This window comes from Bifidobacterium mellis (assembly GCF_000967265.1).
In the GTDB taxonomy this organism is placed as follows: domain Bacteria; phylum Actinomycetota; class Actinomycetes; order Actinomycetales; family Bifidobacteriaceae; genus Bombiscardovia; species Bombiscardovia mellis.
In genome coordinates this window covers 1135256-1156390 of sequence record NZ_KQ033885.1, presented here as the reverse complement: position 1 = coordinate 1156390, position 21135 = coordinate 1135256, and the positions used below count along the sequence as shown (strand labels likewise).

13 protein-coding genes are annotated in these 21135 nt (G+C 58.5%); 6 read left to right on the top strand and 7 right to left on the bottom strand.

The window, feature by feature from the left end:
• Positions 1–106 precede the first annotated feature (106 nt).
• Entirely contained in the window at positions 107–2008 is a 1902-nt protein-coding gene (locus tag JF70_RS04985) for an FAD-dependent oxidoreductase (RefSeq protein WP_045936152.1), read from the bottom strand.
• 78 nt (positions 2009–2086) lie between these two features.
• Between JF70_RS04985 and JF70_RS08755 the strand changes: the two genes are divergently transcribed.
• Positions 2087–2431, top strand: coding sequence for an MGMT family protein (locus JF70_RS08755; RefSeq protein WP_082067705.1), 345 nt, complete (start codon positions 2087–2089; stop codon positions 2429–2431).
• Here the strand turns inward: JF70_RS08755 and JF70_RS08555 are convergent.
• The 4 genes from JF70_RS08555 to JF70_RS04965 all read right to left on the bottom strand — a co-directional run bounded on the left by JF70_RS08555 (position 2347) and on the right by JF70_RS04965 (position 7751).
• Entirely contained in the window at positions 2347–3960 is a 1614-nt protein-coding gene (locus tag JF70_RS08555; RefSeq protein ID WP_052690755.1) for a DNA-processing protein DprA, read from the bottom strand. The genes JF70_RS08755 and JF70_RS08555 overlap by 85 nt on opposite strands.
• Positions 3961–4009: 49 nt before the next feature.
• Complete coding sequence (locus tag JF70_RS04975; RefSeq protein WP_045935501.1) at positions 4010–5596, bottom strand: YifB family Mg chelatase-like AAA ATPase; 1587 nt, start codon at positions 5594–5596, stop codon at positions 4010–4012.
• Positions 5596–6114 carry a YraN family protein gene (locus JF70_RS04970; RefSeq protein WP_082069406.1) on the bottom strand — a complete coding sequence of 173 codons (519 nt, stop codon included), beginning with the start codon at positions 6112–6114 and terminating at the stop codon, positions 5596–5598. Before JF70_RS04970 ends, JF70_RS04975 begins: the two co-directional genes overlap by 1 nt.
• A 740-nt stretch (positions 6115–6854) precedes the next feature.
• Positions 6855–7751: a pyridoxamine kinase gene (locus JF70_RS04965; protein WP_045935500.1), complete on the bottom strand. Its 897-nt coding sequence runs from the start codon at positions 7749–7751 to the stop codon at positions 6855–6857.
• A gap of 266 nt (positions 7752–8017) precedes the next feature.
• On the opposite strand from JF70_RS04965, the gene JF70_RS04960 reads away from it, so the two are divergent.
• From JF70_RS04960 to JF70_RS04940, 5 genes are all read left to right on the top strand, one after another.
• Positions 8018–9337, top strand: coding sequence for an O-acetylhomoserine aminocarboxypropyltransferase/cysteine synthase family protein (locus JF70_RS04960; RefSeq protein WP_045935499.1), 1320 nt, complete (start codon positions 8018–8020; stop codon positions 9335–9337).
• Between the two features lie 195 nt (positions 9338–9532).
• On the top strand, positions 9533–10423 hold the full coding sequence (locus JF70_RS04955; RefSeq protein ID WP_231578857.1) for an ABC transporter ATP-binding protein: 891 nt from the start codon (positions 9533–9535) through the stop codon (positions 10421–10423).
• A gap of 11 nt (positions 10424–10434) precedes the next feature.
• The gene (locus tag JF70_RS04950; RefSeq protein WP_197069102.1) at positions 10435–13128 is read left to right on the top strand and encodes an ABC transporter permease; all 2694 of its coding nucleotides are present in this window, start codon (positions 10435–10437) and stop codon (positions 13126–13128) included.
• Between the two features lie 392 nt (positions 13129–13520).
• Positions 13521–14405: an ABC transporter ATP-binding protein gene (locus JF70_RS04945; protein WP_156149601.1), complete on the top strand. Its 885-nt coding sequence runs from the start codon at positions 13521–13523 to the stop codon at positions 14403–14405.
• A 35-nt stretch (positions 14406–14440) separates the two neighbouring features.
• On the top strand, positions 14441–17092 hold the full coding sequence (locus JF70_RS04940; RefSeq protein ID WP_231578856.1) for an ABC transporter permease: 2652 nt from the start codon (positions 14441–14443) through the stop codon (positions 17090–17092).
• A gap of 19 nt (positions 17093–17111) precedes the next feature.
• On the opposite strand, the gene JF70_RS04935 is transcribed toward JF70_RS04940, so the two are convergent.
• On the bottom strand, positions 17112–17801 hold the full coding sequence (locus JF70_RS04935; RefSeq protein ID WP_045935496.1) for a response regulator: 690 nt from the start codon (positions 17799–17801) through the stop codon (positions 17112–17114).
• Positions 17802–18126: 325 nt separating this feature from the next.
• Positions 18127–20835 carry a sensor histidine kinase gene (locus JF70_RS04930; RefSeq protein WP_045935495.1) on the bottom strand — a complete coding sequence of 903 codons (2709 nt, stop codon included), beginning with the start codon at positions 20833–20835 and terminating at the stop codon, positions 18127–18129.
• Positions 20836–21135 lie beyond the last annotated feature (300 nt).

Genomic DNA, 21135 nt, shown 5'->3' with positions numbered 1-21135 from the left:
CCCACTGATATGCGCGGACTCCATCCTAATCCCTGCCTGACCTAGATAGGTGTCGAACAGGTACCTGACTGAACAGATTGGTCTCAGAGTCCATCATCAGGGTCCATCAGTAGTTGCGACCCTTGGGAGGCATGTCGACGATATGAACGGGCTGCCAGGAGACGTTTTCCTCGGCATCGATCATGGTGTGAGCCAGGTAGTGTTCGTCATCGCGCTGCGGATAATCGCTCCGGTACAGGGCGCCGCGGGACTCCCGACGCTGCAGGCTGGCGTTCAGGACGGCCCGGGCCAGGGTCAGCAGGTTGTCCACCTCCATGATGGCGGTCACCTCCTGGTTGAGCACTGCCGTGCCACTGTGTGCGCGCAGCTGTCTGGCATCAGCATCCAGTTGATTCAGGCCGCGCAAACCCTTTTCGATGCTGCTCTGATCGCATCGGACGGCAACGGCCTCCTCCATCAGCCGTCCCAGTCGGCCCATCAGTGCGTAAGGATTGTTCAGGTTGGACCGATCACTGGTGTCGGATTCTCGGTTTTGATTGTCGGCCAATGCTGGTTCCGAGGGCCCGGCGTTGCTTGCGCCAGCCAGCAACTCGTCCATGAAGGCCTGACGCTTCTGCAGAATTTGTACCAGCGGAGACGTGTCGGTAATGTCGTTTGGCTTGTCGGCATTGGACATGGCGGCGGCGATGGTCTGTCCTGTTCGGGTACCGAAGAGGCAGGCATCCAGCAGGGAGTTGCCGCCCAGTCGGTTGGCCCCATGAACGCTGACACAGGAGCATTCCCCGGCGGCGAACAGTCCGTCGACTATTCGACGGCGGCCATCCTGCCAACGATAGACGCGGCCGCGATCGGTGATGGGGATGCCTCCCATGGTGTAGTGGGCGGTGGGCTTGACCGGAACCATGTCCACAGTGGGATCCAGATGGGCGTAGCGATGGATGGTCTCGGTGACCTGGGGGAGCAGGGTGGTCATGCGCTGGCCGTCAATGCCGGTCATATCCAGCCAGACGCAATCATGAGGTCCGTCAGGGTCCGATGGATCGGCCACTCCCCGGTCTGCATCAATCTCGGCCATGATGGAACGGCTGACCACATCCCTGGCAGCCAGGTCGCCGTGTCCCGGCGCGTAGTCCTGCATGAAGGCCCGTCCCTGACTGTTCCTGAGCACGCCGCCTTCTGCGCGTGAGGCCTCCGACAACAGGATGCCCGTGTGGCCCAGGCCCGTGGGATGGAATTGGATGAACTCCACATCCTCCAGCTGCAGGCCGGACTGCAGGGCTAGCGCCATGCCATCGCCGGTCAGATCCCAGGAGTTGGAGGTCGTATGGAAGAGCCGGCCGGCCCCGCCCGTGCACAGGACGATATTGTCGGCTTGGATGGCCTGCAGCTTGCCGGCGTGGGTATCCAGGACGATCAGTCCTCGGGCATGGCCGCCGGATTCCTCATCAGTGGGCGGATCAACGACCAGATCGGTCACATACCACTCCTCGGCGAACTCGACTCCCTGACGCAGGCACTGCTGCCAAAGGGCGTGGAGGATCTGATGGCCGATACGGTCGGCTGCATAGGCTGCCCTTTTGACTGGGTGGCCGCCATAATCAGCGGTATGGCCGCCGAACTTCCGCTGGGCGATGTGCCCGTCTTCAGTTCTTGAGAAAGCCACTCCGTCATGCTCCAGCTGGATGACGATGCTCGGGGCCTGCTCGGCCAGAATCCGCACGGCATCCTGGTCAGCCAGCCAGTCGCTGCCCTTGATGGTGTCGTAGTAGTGCCAATGCCAGTCGTCCTTCTCCTGGTTGCCCAGACTGGCCGCAATGCCGCCCTCTGCTGAGCCGGTGTGGGATCGCAGGGGCTGCAGCTTGGAGACGACCAGGACCTTTGGCGACGAGCCGTTCCTGTTTCCGTCGCTCTCCAGAGCTCTGTGGAGTCCCAGAGCCGTCGACAATCCGGCCGCTCCGGCTCCGACGATGACGGCATCATAGCGGTTTCTGACCTTCTGCGGATTCATACCATTGATACTGTCACGACCTATTGATAGCGGCGGCTCCTCCGGCCCATGTCTGCTTGCGCGGGCAGAATGGGTCCCATGACCGAACTTTCCTTCTCCCAGCAGGTGTATCAGGTCGTCAGGCGGATCCCTCGCGGCAAGGTGGCCACCTACGGGCAGGTCGCCTCTCTGACTGGCCATCCGCGCAACGCCAGGTTCGTGGGTTATGCGCTTCACGACAATCCTGAACCTGGGGTGATTCCCTGTCATCGCGTGGTCTTCCGCGATGGTTCTCTGGCCCCGGGATTCGCTTTTGGCGGGCCTGAACGTCAGCGTCAGCTGCTGGAGGATGAAGGCGTTCATTTTGTTCCTCCCCGCAGCGATGAATCGGCTGGTGCGGACGGCTGGGTGGTGGATTTGGATCGCTGTCGCTGGAAGGCTTGATTCTTCTGGTCTTCAGCTACCACGCATCCATTCTGCAGGCTGATCAGACCACAGATCTCCAGGGAACCCAGCAGCTGCATCAGATGCCTGACTGAGAGCTCATGTCCCTGATTGGCCAGCTCAGCGCGAAGCTGTCCCATCATGGGCGGACCGCCCCGGCACTGGCAGGTACGGATAGCCGCCAGCACGGTTGCCTCTTCCTTGGTTAAAGGCAAGTCGTCAGTTTTTTCACATTCACAGTCCCTACCTGGATTCGATGGCGGGGTTGAAGGATGCTCTTTGTGCTGAGAGTGGGTCGGAAGCCTACCTCCATTAGTGCCGGATTGTTTGAGTGTGATCTGGAGCGGCTGATTGCCATGAGTGGTTTGGATCGGATGATCACAGTCAAGCGGCGGTACGCGCTGCGTGGGCTGCATACTTCCTTGATGCTCATGATCTTCGGTGGTTTTGACTAAGCCGCTGGTTCCTTGTTGAACAGACCTTCCAGGGTGGATAGATGCATGGGCGGGATGGCAGATGTCTTGGATGTCGGATGCCGACAGGAGCAACTCCGCCTTGCCCTCATGGATGAGGCGGTTGCAGCCGGTGTTTTCCGGCTGGTCGATTCTGCCGGGCGCAGCCAGTACGCGACGGCCCAATTCCACGCCCCAGTTGGCTGTGTTCAGTGCGCCTGATCGGTGCCGTGCCTGTGCTACCACGATATCGAAGGCCAAGGCTGCAATGATTCGGTTACGCAGCAGGAACCGACGCGCCTCAGGGATGGTGTCAGGGGGTAGCTCGCTGATCAGTGCGCCGCCATCCGCCTCAATGTTCTCGAACAGACGGCTGTTGCGTTTGGGCCCCATATGTCGCAGGCCTCCGGCAAAAACGGCTACTGTGCGTCCGCCGCCGGCGGCCAGGGCTCCCCAGTGGGCTGCGGCGTCCGTGCCCATGGCTCCGCCGGAGACGACCAGGTGGCCTTGGCTGGCGGCCTGTCTGGCAATCTGGTGGGCGATGGACCGGCCATACTCGTCGCAGGCCCTGGACCCGACCACGGCCAAGGGGCGGTCACAGCAGATCAATGCTTCAGGATCGCCACGTCCCCATAGACAGAGGGGAGGAGCCCAGTCGGATCGGCGTGCCAGGTCATCCATCTGGCCTGGCCAGCAGGAGTCACCTGGGGTCATCACCCAGAATTGGCCTCCACCAGTCATCATGGTCCGTACTTGGCCAGTGTCCATGACCAGCAAGGGAGTCAGGCGTCTTCGCCAGGTGTCGCTGGTCTTGTGGAACCGGGTGAGATCCTCAGGGCTCGTTTGCCGTCCCCATCGAGCCGTCCCCTTAAGAAAGCGTTCGTCCAGGCTGGTGCGAGCAGCATCATGGGGGCTGTCGCCCCCCGGCTGGTTCGGCGCTCCCAACTCGATCAGGTTTCGGCACAGGTCGGCTGCCTGGTCCGAGCCCAGCAGGCAGGCGATCATAAAGGCATCGGGGCCATCTGCAGCCATGGTCAGGACAGCTCTGGCAAGCCAGTCGCTTTCAACCGTGGTCATTGGTCGCGGTTGGCTGTCGGGTATGGTCTTCATCAAGGGTCGGGACATCTCAGACAACCCTCGTTCTGAGCAGGATGCCGGTGGTCACATCGTCGGCATCGGGGCTGGTCCGTCCATCCAGGTCCGCCAGAGTCCATGCCAGTCGCATGGTTCGGTCGGCTCCTCGCAGACTGATCCGTTGTTTGCGCAGGGCCTGGTCCACAACCGAACGTGCCTTGGCTGATGTGTTCTGGCGCAGCCATTCGCCGCTGATCTGGGCATTGCAGGTCCAGCCCTGCTTGCGGAAGCGTTCTTTTGCTGTCTGACGGGCGCGGGTCACACGCTTGCGGATCTGGGCGCTGTGCTGGCGTGGACGGTGGTCGTCGAATCTCGGGTCGGTCACCGGGGGGACTGTGGTCTGGATGTCGATGCGGTCCATGATGGGTCCTGACAGCCTGTTCCAGTAGCGGAGGCGCTCGCGGGGCGTGCAGGTGCAGCGCTCGCCTGTGCCGTATCCGTATCCGCAGGGGCAGGGGTTGGCAGCCATGACCAGTTGGAAACGAGCCGGGAAGGTGGTGCTGCCCTTGGCGCGGGACAGGAAGATTCGCCCGATCTCCAGGGGCTCGCGCAGGGATTGGATCACTCTTGGTGAGAATTCCGGGGCTTCATCCATGAAGAGGACTCCGCGATGGGCACGGGTGATGGCGCCAGGTGTGGCCAGTCCTGCGCCGCCCCCGACCATGGCCGCCATGGAGATCGTATGATGAGGAGCCTCGAAAGGCGGCACATCGGTGATCCCATACTGGCTCAGCGTGCCACACAGGGATCGGATGGAAGCCACCTCCAGCTGTTGGACAGCGTCCAGGGCGGGCATGATGCTGGGAAGCCGTTCCGCAAGCATACTCTTGCCGGCTCCCGGGGGACCGACCATGAGCATGTGATGGCCGCCGGCTGCAGCCACCATCATCGCCCACTTGGTCTCCTCCTGGCCGATCACGTCAGCCATGTCCGGCTTGGGCGGAGTTGGATCGACATTGGCGGGGGAGTTGTCTTCATGCTGGCCGGTTCTGGGATGTGCACGCACTATGGTGGCCGGCTTGTCAGAAGTCTGGCGAGTGTCTGCTTCGGGGATGGCGACCCTGCTTCGCCCGCCCAAGGCTTGGATGAGCTGGCCCAGGTGGCGCAGTCCCACGACCTCGATATCGGGAACCAGACGGGCCTCGTCAAGGTTGTCTGCCGGGACGAAAGCCCGAGTGATTCCCTGAGCTCTGGCCTGGGTCAGAATGGGCAGCAGACCGTTGATGGGTAGAATCGTGCCGTCCAGGTTGAGTTCGCCCAGGATGACCGTATGCTCCAGGCCTTCCGTCGGCAGTGCTCCTCCAGCTTCCAGAACGCTGGTCGCTATGGCCAGATCATGCGAGGAGCCATGTTTGGGTTTTGAAGCAGGGGACATGTTGACGGTGACCCTGGTTTGCGGCCACCGGAATCCGCAGGCCGAGCAGGCGGATTTGACCCGTTCCCGTGACTCCGACAAGGAGGCATCCGGCAGACCGATGATGGAGAAGTAGGGCAGCCCTGGGGAGATGAAGGACTGCACGTGGATGAGAAAGGCCTTGAGGCCTATCAGTCCCACGGATTCAGCGGATCCGAGACGCATCAGAAGGCCTCCTCGGTGTGTCTGAGGAAGACCGATCCCGGATTCCATCCGCCCCTGCCCGAACGGTTGGTTTCCCTGGCAGCCTCGGTGGATGTCTGGCAGGAAGCCAGGGGATAAGGGCTCTCGGAATGCATGCTCCTACCAGGGTCGGACTTGACTGACAGGCTGATGACATCGAAACGGGTGCCGCGATGCCGTGCGATGGGATCCCGGTCGTGACTGATCAGCCATTGGACTGCTGCGCGACGAAGATGGGTCTGTTTGCGCGGGCCGACAGCCTGTTCCGGGGACCCGAACCGACCGGTGCGCCTGGTTTTGACCTCTACGAAGACCAGAATCGCTTCGGGATCCAGGGCGATGATGTCCAGCTCGCCGAACCTGCTTCTCCAATTCCGGGCAAGGATTCTCCAGTTTCGTTCTCGCAGCCACTGGCAGGCGTAGTCTTCGCCCAATCGTCCCAGCTCTCGGCTGTTTATGCCACTGACTCTGATCTGTCGTTCAATATCTGCCAGCTCCATGTCATTGGACTCATCGTTGCTTGTGCCTAACCTTGTTCTCCAAGGTCGCGTAATTTCTGGATTGTCGGCGGACCTTATGGAATCGGGCAGAGTGCTTATGGGCTGTGTGACCGATGGGTCTGCGAACATAGCGTCGGCATCGGTTCTGTCATCCTTATCGTTGAGAACTGTGCGGAGATTGGTTGGTCTAGTCAGTGCTTGTGTGTCCATGTTTCTAGGAGACCACTGGAAGGAAGTCGGCGACCAGTCGAACCAGGCATGTGGTCGAATGAACCTGCGCACGCACGAAAGTGGATGAACGGGTGGGTTGACGATGCTGACGCTTTATCGATTGCACTCATCTCTGCATCAGGAAGAGGCGGCAGAGGCAAGAAGGGCTGAAACAGAAACGAAAGAAAACGGAAACCAAGCAAATCTGACCCAAGGAAACAGAAACCAAGGAAACAGAAACGAGTGGCACCAAGTAAAGCAAATAAGCGAAGGGAGCAAGACAGCAAGCAGCTAAATGAACCAGAAACAACGAGATAACAGAGACCGGAAGGTACCGCCGGCGAATTCGCTGGCAACGCCCTCCGGTCTGGTGGGTCCGCATAGCTCTATGACGGATTTATCACCTTGTAGACGAGTATCCGATCGGCAAGAATGCGGCCATTGAGGTGGTTTGGGTTCCACTCATCCACCTTGGTCCTCCGCTCTTGACAAATTCCCGTATTCCTAGGCCGCTTTCACCGGCCTTGGGCTCACTGCCCCTGCATCAGGGCGGTCATCTGCCCCAGGTCCAGCTCGAAGCTGACCCCGCGCTGCTGATAGTCAGGCTGGTTGCGTGTGTGCTGCATGGCCGAGCGGACGAATTCGCCGGCGATCCGGGCGGCATCGGCCAGGCCTCGCCCCGCAAAGAGCGCCCCGCAGAGGCTGGATGCAAAGGCATCGCCGGTTCCGTGGATCATGAAGGGCAGCTTGTCGTGGACCAGCTCGGTGCGCTCGCCGACACCGCCATGATCTGCCGAGGCCACGAAGTTGCGCAGCTTGCCGTCCTTCCGGTCAATGCCCTTGATGATGACGTTTTTCGCGCCCATGTCCAGCAGACGGCCCAGACGCTCGCCAACCTGGGCGTCGTCAAGGTCCTGGCCTTCGTAGTCGATGCCGGTCAGCAGACTGACCTCGGTCAGGTTGGGCATGAGCAGGTCGGCACCATCGACCAGGTTGGTCACGGCCCGGCACATTTCCTCGGTGTAGGTGGGGTACATGGATCCGCCGTCGCCCATGACCGGGTCGACCAGCCGCAGGGCCTTGGGGTATTCCCGATACATGCGCTGAATGATGTCGACCTGTTCGGCGCTGCCCAGGAACCCGCTGTAGATCCCGTCCAGCTCGACGCCCTCCTTCTGCCAGGCATCCAGGTATCCCGGCAGCATCTCGGTGGTGTCGTGGAAGGTGTAGTCCTTGAACATGGTATGCGCGCTGAACAGGGCCGTGGGCACCGGGCAAACGTCGCATCCGGCAGCAGAAAGGATGGGGATGGCGGCCGTCAGCGAGCACTTGCCATACCCGCACATGTCATGCACAGCGGCGACTCGGGGGATGTACTTGCTGTCGCGCTGGTAGAGCCTGTTCTGATCGTCCGTCTGTCCGGCCATCTTTTGAACTCCTTCATGCCTGCTGAGGCTGTTCGCAGCGGAGCCTTCTCCGTTGCTTACCCGACTCTACAGCGAAGGGGTTAAACGGGTACCTCCGCGTGTGCAATGTCGAGACGGAAAAGGCCCGCTTTCAACCTTTTGGAAGCTGTTATAAAAAAGGACGATACCGAAAAGTCCTTTCCGGCTTGAACAGGTGGGCTTGGGCCGCTTATGGTCACATCAAGAACTTGACCGATGACGTACGTCACCAACAGATAGGAATCGACATGACCGACCAGAACACGCACAAGTACCATTTCGAGACGCTTCAGCTCCACGTGGGCCAGGAGCAGGCCGACCCCGCCACTGATTCCCGGGCCGTGCCCATCTACGCCACCACCAGCTACGTCTTCCACGACTTCGATCACGCCGAGGCCCGGTTCGCCTTGAAGGACCCGGGCAACATCTACGGCCGTCTGACCAACTCCACCCAGGGGGTCTTCGAGGACAGGATCGCCGCCCTGGAGAACGGCACCGCCGGTTTGGCCGTGGCCTCGGGAGCAGCCGCCGTGGAATATGCCTTCCGGAACATCACCCAGACCGGGGATCATATCGTGTCCTCCAAGAACATCTACGGAGGAACCTTCAACCTGCTCAAGCACACCCTGCCCCGCGATGGTGTCGAGACCACCTTCGTGGATCCTTCGGACCCGTCCAACTTCGAGTCAGCCATCCAGGAGAACACCAAGCTGGTCTTCTTCGAGACCTTCGGCAACCCCAACGCCGACTTGCCCGACTTCGAGGCCATTTCAAAGATCGCCCATGACCACAACCTGCCGGTGATTGTCGACAACACCTTCGCCACTCCTTACCTGTTCCGGCCGCTGGAGCACGGGGCTGACATCGTCGTGGAATCGGCCACCAAGTTCATCGGCGGCCATGGCACCACCCTGGGCGGGGTCGTCGTGGAAGGGGGACAGTTCGACTGGGCGGCAGTGCCCGGCAAGTTCCCCACCTTGACCGAACCCGACCCCAGCTACCATGGTCTGCGCTTCTACCAGGATCTGGGGGCTGCGGCCTTCGTCACCCGTATCCGCGCCATCCTCCTGCGTGACACCGGTGCCGTCATCTCGCCCTTTGCAGCCTTCCTCCTCCTGCAAGGGACCGAGACGCTCTCGCTCAGGGTTGAGCGTCATGTCGAGAACGCCCTGAAGGTGGTGGACTACCTGCAGACCGTGCCGGAGGTGGAGTCGGTCAGCCATCCGGCCATCGAGGGCCGCCCCGATCACGAGCTCTACGAGCGCTACTTCCCGAACGGTGCCGGCTCCATCTTCACCTTCGATCTGAAGGGCGGCAAGGATGCGGCCAGGGTCTTCATCAACAACCTGCATCTCTTCTCCCTCCTGGCCAACGTGGCTGACGTGAAGTCGCTGGCCATCCACCCGGCATCGACCACCCACTCCCAGGAGACGCCGGAGGAGCTGGAGGATCAGGCCATCCATCCAGGTACCATCAGGCTCTCCATTGGCACGGAGAACATCGAAGACATCCTGGATGATCTCAAGGGTGCCTTCCAGGCATTGAAGGGGTCCGGTCTGGCCAAGTAGCCGGCAATCACACTTCCTTCCTGGTCCCGTATATGCGTGATATATGACCAAGAAGGCGAAGAAGCACAGGGTGCCTGTCGAAACCTCATTACGTTTCGATGGGCACCTTTGTATATGTCCTCTCCTCACCTCTCCCCAGTGGCAGGAAGCACCTGACATGTGAATCGGAAATTTTGCGGTGGGTAAGATGGGGGCATGAAACATGGAGCAAAGACGAGGTCGTCTTCTGATTCGTCGTCCGGTGCGGGGAAACCGAGGCAGATCGCCCAGGTGGCCATCAAGGCAAAGGGACTGACCAAGGACTATGGGAGTGGGGAGAACCTGGTCCATGCCCTGCGGGGTGTGGATGTCGAATTCGAACGGGGCAGGTTTACGGTCATCATGGGTCCCTCCGGGTCGGGCAAGTCCACCCTCATGCATACCTTGGCCGGCTTGGACACCGTCACCTCCGGTCATGTCTACCTGAACGGGACCGATGCCGTCGGGGTGAAGGGCAGGCGGGCCCACCGTCAAGGAGGGCGGAGGGGCGTGGTCGACCTGACCAAGCTCAATGACAATCAGCTGACCCTCTTGAGGCGCCAGAGCCTGGGCTTCATTTTCCAGAGCTTCAACCTCCTGCCCATGTTTACGGCCAAGCAGAATATCCTCATGCCTCTGATTCTGGATGGGGCCAAGCCAGACACAGCCTGGCTGGACGTTCTGGCCAAGACCTTGGGCCTGGAGGAAAGACTGAGCCATCGGCCCAGTGAGCTCTCGGGTGGTCAGCAGCAGCGTGTGGCAATCGCCAGGGCCCTCATCACCAAGCCTTCGATTGTCTTTGCGGACGAACCCACGGGAAACCTGGACACAGCTTCCTCGACCGAGGTGCTCAGCTTCCTGCGGGACTCGGTTCGCGAGCTGGGGCAGACCATCATCATGGTCACGCATGATGTCTTTGCGGCCTCCTTTGCCGACCGTGCCCTGGTATTTGCGGATGGGCGAATCGTGGCGGACCAGGACAGGCCCACTGTGGATTCCATGAACTCCCTGCTCTCCGAGGAAGTAATGGCCTCTGCAGATACAGCTGACTCAGCTGCTCATCGCTGAGGGGAATGCTCATGTGGTTCGTTGCCAGAAAAATGATGCGGCATGACCTGGGCATGATGGTTCCCGCCGGCATCGCCATTGTCGTCGGAACACTGTTTATTGCCATGACCTTCCTCTTCGGCAACACCATGGACGTTTCCATGCGGCGGATGGTCTCATCCGATGCTGCCCAGGCCAACTACGCCATCATCCCCGCGGAGGGCAGCCATCCCGATCAGAAGAGAGTGAAGGACTTCAAAACCGAGGAGCTGGCAAAAGTCCCAGAAGTTCACGCAGTCAGATCAGACACCCAGCTCATGGCGGATGTCCGCGCCGGCAAGATTAAGAGCGAGGGTGTAATCGCCATTCCTATGGCGGATTCATCGCTGATGCCGGTCGGTCTTGCCAAGGGATCCTGGCCCAGCGCCGATGACCAAGTGGTCCTACCAGGACCGACTGTGTCCAGGCTCAGGCTCTCCCTGGGCGACAAGGTGAATCTGAACCTGTCGCCTAACATGCTGTACATATCCGAGGACCATGGGTCGAAAAATCAGGCCAGTGCCGACCAGGTGGCGGGCAGGTTCATATCGGAGCCCCTGACCTTGTCGGGCGTCAGTTCGAACCGGGGCAACGAAGGCGGCGAGTTTGGCGAGTCGGGCGGCGCAATCGTGCTGACCCCCAAGACCATAGATGCCTTTATGGCTACAGCAGGCCTTGGCAACATGGGTAATCTGTATGCCCAAAATGCCTACTTGAATGTTGCCGGACAGGGCAGCGACCTCGATGGGACTCTGGCCTCTCTGCGCAAGCTCATGCCTTCGGGCTATTCCCTAGAGGACCGTCACACCATGGAGGACCGGCTGGTCAAGACCGCGCTCGGCGGTTCCCAAAACCCCGTGACCACCTTCCTTCTGGTCTTTGGCACACTGGCCATGTTCGTGGCTGCCACCGTCATCGCCAACACCTTCCAGGTCATGGTCGCTCGGCAACGTCGCTATTTGGCCCTCCTGAGGACGATAGGCGCCAATAAGAGCCAGGTCAGGGCCAGTGTTCTGATGCGTTCAATCATCCTGGGCGCTGTGGCATCCCTGATCGGGGTTGGCGTCGCCATCGGCATCATGGCTGTTCTGGGTGCAGCCAAGGCTCATACGAGTTCCCTCTACTTCCAATTGAAGCTGACTCCGGCCGTCTTCCTGGTGCCTCTTGTTTTCGGCATCATTGTCACGGTCCTGGCCTCCCTGGGCTCCTCATGGGCCGCCACCAGGGTCAGTCCTTTGGAGGCGCTGAGGCCTGCCGATCTTCTGGAGAACAAGCGGACGAGCAGGATGCGTCTGTTCGTCAGCGTGGTCATGATTCTGCTGGGCATCACCATGACGGTCTGGTCCCTCTGGCAGGTCAGGCTCAGTGCCACGGCAGACAAGGCCAGCAAGACATCCGGAGACGGGCCGAACATTGTTGCTGCCATGGCTGTCATCGGCATTGTTCTTGCCTTCCTGGGCATTTTGTCCAGTGCCAATCGTTGGATTCCTTTCATCCTCAAGGAAGTCGGGTCCCTGGTTTCTAGGATCGGGCCCTCGTCCACAATCGCCGTGGCCAACATTGCGCGGAATCATTCCCGTGTGGCGGCTACGGGTACCGCCCTCCTAATCGGCGTGACACTGGTCGCCACCCTGGCCACGGGCGCCGCCAGTGCCAAGCAGACCATGGCCAACATGCTGGACGAGCACTACTCCGTCGATCTGCAGATCAGCGCCGATGGCCTGGATGACAAGGCTCTGAACGCCATTCGTCGAATCGACGGGGTCGCGCAGGCCGAGCTGGTGCCCCAGTATGCTGCCATGGTCAAATCAGGCGGTGAGAACGGTGCGGGAATGACTATTTTCGCCCTGGATTCACACAAGATCGATCGTCTCCTGAACGCCAAGGTCGGCAAGGATCTTTCCGGACAGGATGCCCTTTTGCTCCCGGAAAGCCGCATGGACAAACAGAAGGATTTTCATGACGGAGGGAATCTGGGGCTCAATATTCTCAACCCGATTCAAGGCGACGCTCATGGCGGATCCGCATCGGTGGCTCAAAGACTCTTCGTGACCAGTGTCTATGCGCCCTTCCAGGGGATTGATGCCAGTAATTTCTATGGTCTGACTGACTCATCCTCGCTAAATGGCGTTCAGCCTCAGACCGTGCAGATCTGGGCCAAGGTCGATGGTTCACCAACAGTCCCGGCATTGATTGACAAGGTGAAAGACGCGCTTTCTGGTTATTCGGCTGTTGCCGTCAAGGGTGGTCTGGCTGAAAAGCAGCAGTGGGATCGGACCATCGACAGCCTGCTCATGATCATCCTGGCTCTCTTGGCGGTTGCAGTGGCCATCGCCCTGATTGGCGTGGCCAACACGCTTTCCCTCTCGGTACTGGAACGCCGACGGGAGTCCGCCACCCTGCGGGCCATCGGGATGACCCGGAAGCAGATCAGGCGGTCCCTGGCTGTGGAGTCAGCGTTGATAGCTCTGGTGTCGTCCTTGTCTGGCATGGTCCTGGGCCTGCTTTTCGGCTGGGCTGCAGCCTATGAGATCTTCTCCTCGCTGGGTACGGTGGCTTTCCCCATTCCCTGGTCCACTGGTCTGGTGATTCTGCTGGTGGCGCTCGTAGCCGCGATCTTGGCAAGCGTTCTGCCTGCAAGACGCGTCAACCGGACTCCGCCGGTCGTGGCTCTTGCAGAGGAATGACGGCAAGCCAACCTTCATTCTGGCATGCCTTGGTCGGCGCCGGGAATGAATGACTCATTCTGCCAGGTGATGTTTTCCTTGACGCTGCTTGGGTGTTCCTGTAGTCAATCACGGGAATCCAGACAACTGTTTCAATCCCTTGGTCCGATGGTTGCATGTCTTGTGGCTCGTGTCTTTTGTGCTGAACAAGATGTTCCTCATCTCCGCAGATGTCCATTCCCGCAGCCCCGCGTTGAGTTGGATGGTGTCAGCCTAACAGGAGGACTTCTTCAGCGCACTCATCCGTAAGGATGATTATCTTCATCGCTCCCAGGGAGCATATCGCGGCAGCTAATAGCCGCATAGGGTCGGAAGCTGACGGGAGAAAGGTTTCCTCGCGGATAAGGAGCACCATGCAGAACAAAGCGGATACTTCGTCTTCACAAGGGTTGATCGACAGAGCAGGTCCAGGCGTCGTGGGACAGCCGGCCGTCAGCGCCAGGCAGCTGACCAAGGATTATGGGCAAGGATCGAACGCCGTCCATGCCCTGCGTGGAATCGACGTGAATTTCGAGCGTGGCCGGTTCACGGCCATCATGGGACCCTCAGGTTCGGGCAAGTCAACGCTCATGCACGTTCTGGCTGGTCTGGATACTGTCACCTCAGGCCATGTCTATATGGCCGCTGATCTTCTGCATTCGAAGAGCGGAGATCGTCACCATCCATCGATTGATCAGGCCGGCCGAGTCGACCTGACACGAATGGACGACCGTCAGCTGACCCTTATCAGGAGACGGCATCTGGGATTCATCTTCCAGAGCTTCAACCTATTGCCTATGTTCACTGCCAAACAGAACATCCTCATGCCGCTGGTACTGGACGATGTTCGGCCCGACACCTCATGGATGGAGCAGCTGGTAGAGACTCTGGGATTGTCGGAGAGGCTGGACCATCTTCCCAGTGAATTATCCGGGGGGCAGCAGCAACGGGTCGCCATCGCCAGAGCGCTGATAACCAAACCCGGTCTGGTCTTTGCGGACGAACCGACGGGCAACTTGGACCTGGCCTCCAGCACTGGTGTTCTGAAGTTCCTGCGTGATTCCGTGCGCGAGCTGAATCAGACCGTTATCATGGTCACTCATGATGCCTATGCCGCATCCTACGCAGATCGTGCGCTTGTCCTTGCCGACGGACGGATAGTCGCGGACCGACAGAATCCGACAGTGAAGGCCATGAATGACCTTCTGGCTGAACAAGTGTCGGCTGGCACTGCTGACGATTCCCAGGTACAGGACTAGGGGGGTGCACTGTGTGGCGGATAACCCGTACGATGATGAAGCGCGATGCACGTATGATGATGCCGGCTGGTCTGGCCATCGTGATCGGCACCATCTTTATGTGCCTGACGCTCCTTTTTGGCAACGTGGCGAATGCCTCCATGCGTCGCGAAATCAGTATGGATGCAGGTCACGCCAACTATGCTGTGACCTCCAGAAGGGATCAGGACCAGCCGATCCTGCTCGACGAATTCAATGGCAAGGGGCTGTCGAAACTGCGCGGTGTTAGTGGTTTGCGCCCTGATGTCGACCTTATGGTGGATACGGAAGCAAACGGTCAGTCCAGCAAGGGGATTCTGGCCATTGTGGGTGCCAGGCAGGAGCTTATGCCTATCGATCTGGATCGGGGGCAATGGCCTGATTCAGACGATCAGGTTGTGCTGCCGCATTCCGTCGCCAACAGGCTCCAGGCTGGTCTGGGTGATAAGGTGCGCCTGCATCTGTCCTCGGCGATGCTGCCAGGTGGTGATAGCGATAGTGCTCAGGATTCTTCAAGTAAAGAACGCCTTGTTGACCAAGGCACTGTAGACTTGACCATCTCAGGCATCAGCAAGAGCCATGGAGGAAAGTACGACGACTTCGGCGGAGCTGTGGTGCTGACGGGTACTCGGATTGATCGTCTGCTGAGTATGGCAGGAATGGTTGGACTGGAGTCCCCTCCTGTGGGAAACATCTATCTGCAGGTTGATGGCCAGGGCAAGGAACTCCAGAACACTCTGCAAAATATCAGTCGATACGTTCCTGATGGATACCGGTTAGAGGACCGTCGTGCCATGGAGGACAGGCTGCTTAGTGAGCAGACCGGCAATGTTGTGAACTTCATGACCGTCTTCCTCATGACTTTCGGTGTGCTGGCCATGGTGGTGGCTGCCTTGGTGATTGCCAACACCTTCCAGATCATGGTGGCCAGACAGCGCAGGTATCTGGCCCTGCTGAGGGTTATTGGTGCTGATCGATGGCAGATCAGGGCAGGCGTGTTGCAGCAGGCCCTGCTCCTTGGCGTTATATCTTCCCTGGTCGGCATCTTGTTGGCTATGGGATTGATGGGCCTTGCCGGTTGCCTAGGTTTGCATTCGGGCACCATGAAGCTTGAACTTCTGCTTACACCTACAGCCCTTCTGGTTCCGTTTGTGCTCGGCGTTCTGGCAACCTTGGTGGCTGCCTTTGGGTCTACTCGTACAGCTATCAGGGTCAGACCACTTGAAGCCCTGCAACCAGTGGATCATCAGGAGTCAGGCAGCAGGAAGCGGACCGGTCTGCTGATCAGCATCTTGCTGGCAGCCAGCGGCTTGGTATTCGTGATCTGGTCCTCTTGGCGCGTCACAGAGCTAGTCAGGACAAACTCTGGCAATACAGTCCAGGCCAGTAATCAGCAGGAACTCTTGCTAGGTCTCGCGGTATTGGGTGTTTTGCTGATTTTTCTGGGTGCGTTGATAGGGGCTCGTCGATGGATTCCGGCTCTGCTGTGTTGCCTGGGTAGACTTGTGTCCAAGATTGGACCATCTTGCAGGGTCGGAGTAGCGAATATCGCTCGAAATCCCTCACGAGTCGCTGCCACAGGTGTTGCTCTGCTGATTGGCGTAACTCTGGTCTCCACTTTGGCTACGGGTGCGGTAACCGCTAAACGTACTTTGTTCAAGGATATTGATCAGCGTTATTCCGTGGATATTGAAATATCTGGTCAGGGGCTGAACAAGAGAAATGTGCGGGCCATTGAGCGTGTCGAAGGTGTTGCAGATGCAGAGCTGGTGCAGCGATTTAATGCCAAGGTCGAGTCAGGAGGCCCCTCACAAGCTTCCATGACTGTCTATGCCTTGGATGCTTCACGGATCAGGCGAGTGCTTCATGCCGATCTGGGTCCAGGTATGCAAAGGTCGGATGCGCTACTGGTGTCGACCAGAACGATTTCCAAGCATTCCGGTTACCGGGATGGAAGTCAGCTGAAGTTGTCGATAGCTGATCCTCAGGCGGACGACGAACGTGAAAAGGAGGCAGATGCAAGAAGAACATTGACCGGGGTCTTCGCCGGATTCGGAGGGCTGAATAACAGTGGCGTCTATGCAATCACGGACTCCCGGAATGTCGCTGGGATTGACACCAAGACGCATGAAATCTGGATTAGGACGCAGGGAGATCGCGATGCTGCACTGCTCTTGGATGACATACGTCAGGCTGTAGGAGAGCATGACGACATGGCTATGAGCGGAGGGCTGACGCAAATGAGGACATGGAGCGAAACAATCGATTCCTTGTTGGCAATCATGGTGGCATTGCTGGGCGTTGCTGTGATTATCGCCCTGATAGGGGTTTCCAACACTTTGATGATGTCGGTGCTGGAACGCCGTCGTGAGACTGCCACGCTCAGGGCAATCGGCATGAGCAGCGTCCAGGTTCGTCGATCCTTGGGAGTCGAGGCCTGCATGATAGCCCTGGGAGCCAGTCTGGCTGGAATCGTTCTAGGAACGCTCTTCGGATGGATAGGAGCCTACCAGGTCTTTGTGCCCTTAGGATCCGTGACCTTCACCGTGCCATGGTCGACTTTTGCGCTGATACTGCCAGTGGCCTTGCTGGCTGCGGTGGCAGCCAGTGTGCTGCCAGCCAGGGAGGCAGTCAAGGTTTCACCCATTGAGGCTCTTAGTGACGATTGATGCTGCATGACGTCCAGGTTCATACCAGATGGTTTTCGTAAGCGAAGACCACCGCCTGGACGCGGTCCCGGGCATTGATCTTCTGGAGAATGTGAGTGACATGAGTTTTCACTGTGGGCAGTGAGATCCCCAGATTGTCGGCTATCTCCTGGTTGCTCAGGCCCTGGGCTATGTGAATCAGGACCTGCAGCTCGCGATCAGTGAGCAGGTCCACTTCGGGATCGCGGTAGGTCGATCCCGATGGCATGGACCCGGCCGCAGGCACGTCATGGGCCATGTGTTCGATCAGGCGTTTTGTAGCCGAAGGAGCGATGATCGCGTTGCCCCGGTGAACTGTACGGATGGAGGACAGGAGGGTTTCAGGCTCGGTATCCTTGAGCAGAAATCCTGATGCACCGGCTTTTATGGCAGCCATGACGTATTCGTCAAGATCAAAGGTGGTCAGCACAATGACCCTGGGCTCCGGACCGTCGGGTGACAAAGTAGTGATCAGGCGGGTGGCTGTCAAACCATCCATGCCGGGCATGCGGACATCCATGAGGATCACGTCAGGACGCAGGCGTGAGGCCAGATCCACTGCTTGCTCGCCGTCCGCGCCTTGGCCAACCACGGTCATGTCATCCTGGGAGCCGATGACCATGGCAAAACCGGCTCGGACCAGATCCTGGTCGTCCACGACGGCAACGCTGATGGGTTCGGTCCGTTCCATGAGAGCCTGCTTCTTTCCGCTAGATGATGGCCAGCGCCACCATCCGATTTTATCTGAGTTGAGTGTTGCTGGGAATTATGACTGGGAATTACGACCGGTTTCAATTTCTAATCAATGTAATCGCTGCCTGGTTGATTGTTGACTGAGTAAATGTTGACTGAAATGTTGACTGAACAACTGTCGTCGGAGCGACTGTTAAATAGTGGAGTGGCGCTCGTCAGCTATCGTTGCCTGTAGTGGGCTAATCTTCGGGTGTATGACTTATAGAGTGCTCATTTTTCTGTATGTTCGTCTTAGGAGGTGCTCCTCATCAGGAACGCCTATGTCAGGAGTTCGATTGCTCTGATTGGTCCGATTGGGCATGCTCTGGCTCCTTATCCTGTTGTGATTGTTGCGAATGGTTGTCGAGCTGATCATCGAGATCTACTGGCAGGGGTTTGGCTGGATGAAGAGCCGGCAAAGGTATGGTCTTGTGTGTGGGTTCGACCATCTGGTTCCTGCATGAATCGAGGCTCGTGTCTTGGGAATCGGCGGTGTCAATGTTTGAACGCAAATCGGTTCTGGAACTGTGACGCAGGATAGTGAGCAGTTGTCGCATGCGAGCTAGGGCCTGGCGTCCTTGAGTTGCAATGTCGCCGAAGGCTTGCGCTACCTGCTCTGGGGGAGGGTTCACCCCCTTGACTTGATAATGGTTCAACTCGGAGATGGCTTTGGTAGTGGATGCAATGACTGTATTCAGGGTTGCGGCCACTTCTACCTGCATGGTAGAGCCAATGAGTTCGCGCTCTTGATTGGCTGCCAGAGCCTGGCTTTCCTGCAGGGTCTGGTTTAGCGCGCGCTCGCGTTCCTGCTGGAGGAGCAGGACTGAACCACGAGTACGTCGGCGTGAGGCAATCAGAATGGTCAGCAGACAGATCAAGGCCGGTGCGGCCATCACTATGAAAAGTATTAAATGGGATTCAGAGAAAGATGATTCTGCCGGGCCTTCTATCATGTAGGCCAGAATGGTTGGACATCCTTGGTTATTGGCTACACATCTTACAGCCCATAAAACCGTATCCGCGATGACCGCCAACGGAACCCACCGCCGGGTGGTGTATTTACCGTAAACCATTGCTGAATAGACGGCGACTGGGGATAAGACTGCAGCTTCTGGCAGCCAGGGCGAGAAGAGCAGCAGCAGGGCGGCAACTGCAGATACTATGGCGGCGCAAATGCCGGGACGGACCCTGCGCACAATCAGAGGCAAAGCAATACCTAGCGTGGCGATGATCTTTACTGGTCGGCCTGGATCATATTGTCGCGTGACAGGTGCTATAGCAAGAGCTTGACCTGGATTCTCTATCAATACGAGTCCGATTACCAAACCCAGGTCGGCCGTCAATGGATGGCGTTGAAACCAGACGAAGAGCGTGAAGACAATCGAGCGCAGGGACCATTGAGCCTGTCGATTTGCACGTATCCCCGCTTCAGGGTCGGACTTTGGCGGAGTGGCAAAAGGAATCCACGCTTGGAGGTGGTAACCGCCTTCTGTTTCGGGACCAGTTTGAAGGTTGCCTCCAAGAGAAGTCAGTCGTTCGCGCATCCCTAAAAGACCGAAACCTGAATGCGTAGGTCGGTCCATCTGTGGCGGAGAATCTGAATTGGTAGAGGCATGGTCAAATGGGCGGTCGTCAATGGTTAGACACAAACCGTCCGTGAGCCACTGTTCTTCAACTAGCACAGCCGAAGCCGGAGCGGCATGCTTGCGAACATTGGTCAATGCTTCTTGCAGGACCCGGTAAGCAGTTATGGCGCGGCTGCGATCCAGCTTTTCTGGGCATGGTCGGCCTTTAATGCGTCGGCTGAATTGGGATTTCGGCTGAGCAAGTCGGGCGGCATCTATCAGGTCTGACCATGATTTATAGCTGGTCGGCGGATTGTTTGAAGAGGTGGCAACCGAGGGCCAGGTACGCGCATTGTCGGCCGTATCCATGTTGGCCTTGGCAGTGTTGGCAGCTGGAATCTCTTTGATTGTGGGAAGATGGCCGCTGGTTTGGCTCGGCTGAGTGCAATCTGTTCCGGCTGGATTCAGATTATGAGCGTTCGCGGATTGACTAGCGGAATTCGTTTGGGCAGTTGCTTGAGATTGGTCAGGCGGCTGGATATGGGCTGGGTTCGTTGGTGGTGGGGAGGAAGAGGGTTGGCCTGGAAGAGGATCCGCTGTTTTTTGGCTGGTTTCGGATGCCGGGTTGGGTGGAGCCTTGAGTTTGCCAAAAAGCGAGCTCAGCTCACGTAGGGCGCGGCGGCTCTCTTGATCAATGGTGCGCATGGTCTTGAGAGCAAGGTTCGCATCGGCAGTGGCTGCGTACCTGCCGGCATCTGCCTGCACAATGACAATGGACAGAGTGTGAGCGACTACATCGTGCATTTCACGCGCTATGCGGGCCCGCTCAGCGCTGGCAGACAGGGCCGCGCTTTGCTCTGCCTGCAGGGCCAAGGCGTGGTTGCGTCGCCGGGCCTCATCAATGGCATCCCTTCTGGTCCGCGTCCAGTAGGCTGCAACGATGGCTATGAGTAGCAGAAGCCCCTCGATCAGTAAATTCGATAGGAAGGTGATTGCCAGATCTTTGAATGAGATCGGCAACATTGAGATGTGGTCCGGCCACGTCTTGCCCGGAGGCAGAAACCCCAGATCGACCAATGTGAAGATAAGGCAGGATAGGGGCGTCATGACCCAGGCCACGGTCAGATAGAGTCGGCGCCAGGATGGACATCCGTAGAGCAGACAGGAATAGACCATCACCAGGCAGACTGCATCGGTGAGCATGATGGCAGGCCCCAACAGGAGCTGAGCCAGAGCCACAGCGACGAAGAGCCCGGCTGCTAAATCCGGGAATCGGCGACGGATAACGACAGGGGCTATGAGCAGGACCGTCCACATCAGGATCAGGTTTTCCTGCAAGGGGATCAGGGCCCCATCTCGTAGATTGGCGCTGGAGCCGCTCACCAGCAGAAACAGAAGGATGGCGAAGAGAGCGTCAGTCAGCAGCATTCGATTATTGGACCTGGTGATTGGTCGCTGCGCTGTTTGACTGACTGTGTTCATGGAATCAACAATATTCGTGGGTGATGGGAGGCGCCATCAGTCCGAGGGATGATGTGGTCACATGTGGTCCCTGGCTGCCGAAGAATTGTGGCTTTGCAGATGTGGTTACTGATCATCGGTTTAGCCACCTCGAGGGGTTTAATGCCGTTCCTTCGCTCAAATACCAGTCAGGCCGACTCCCCGTCGTGCATTCCACAACGGTTCGTCGGCCTGATAAAGTTGGGGGAGGGTCCACCTGACTAATCA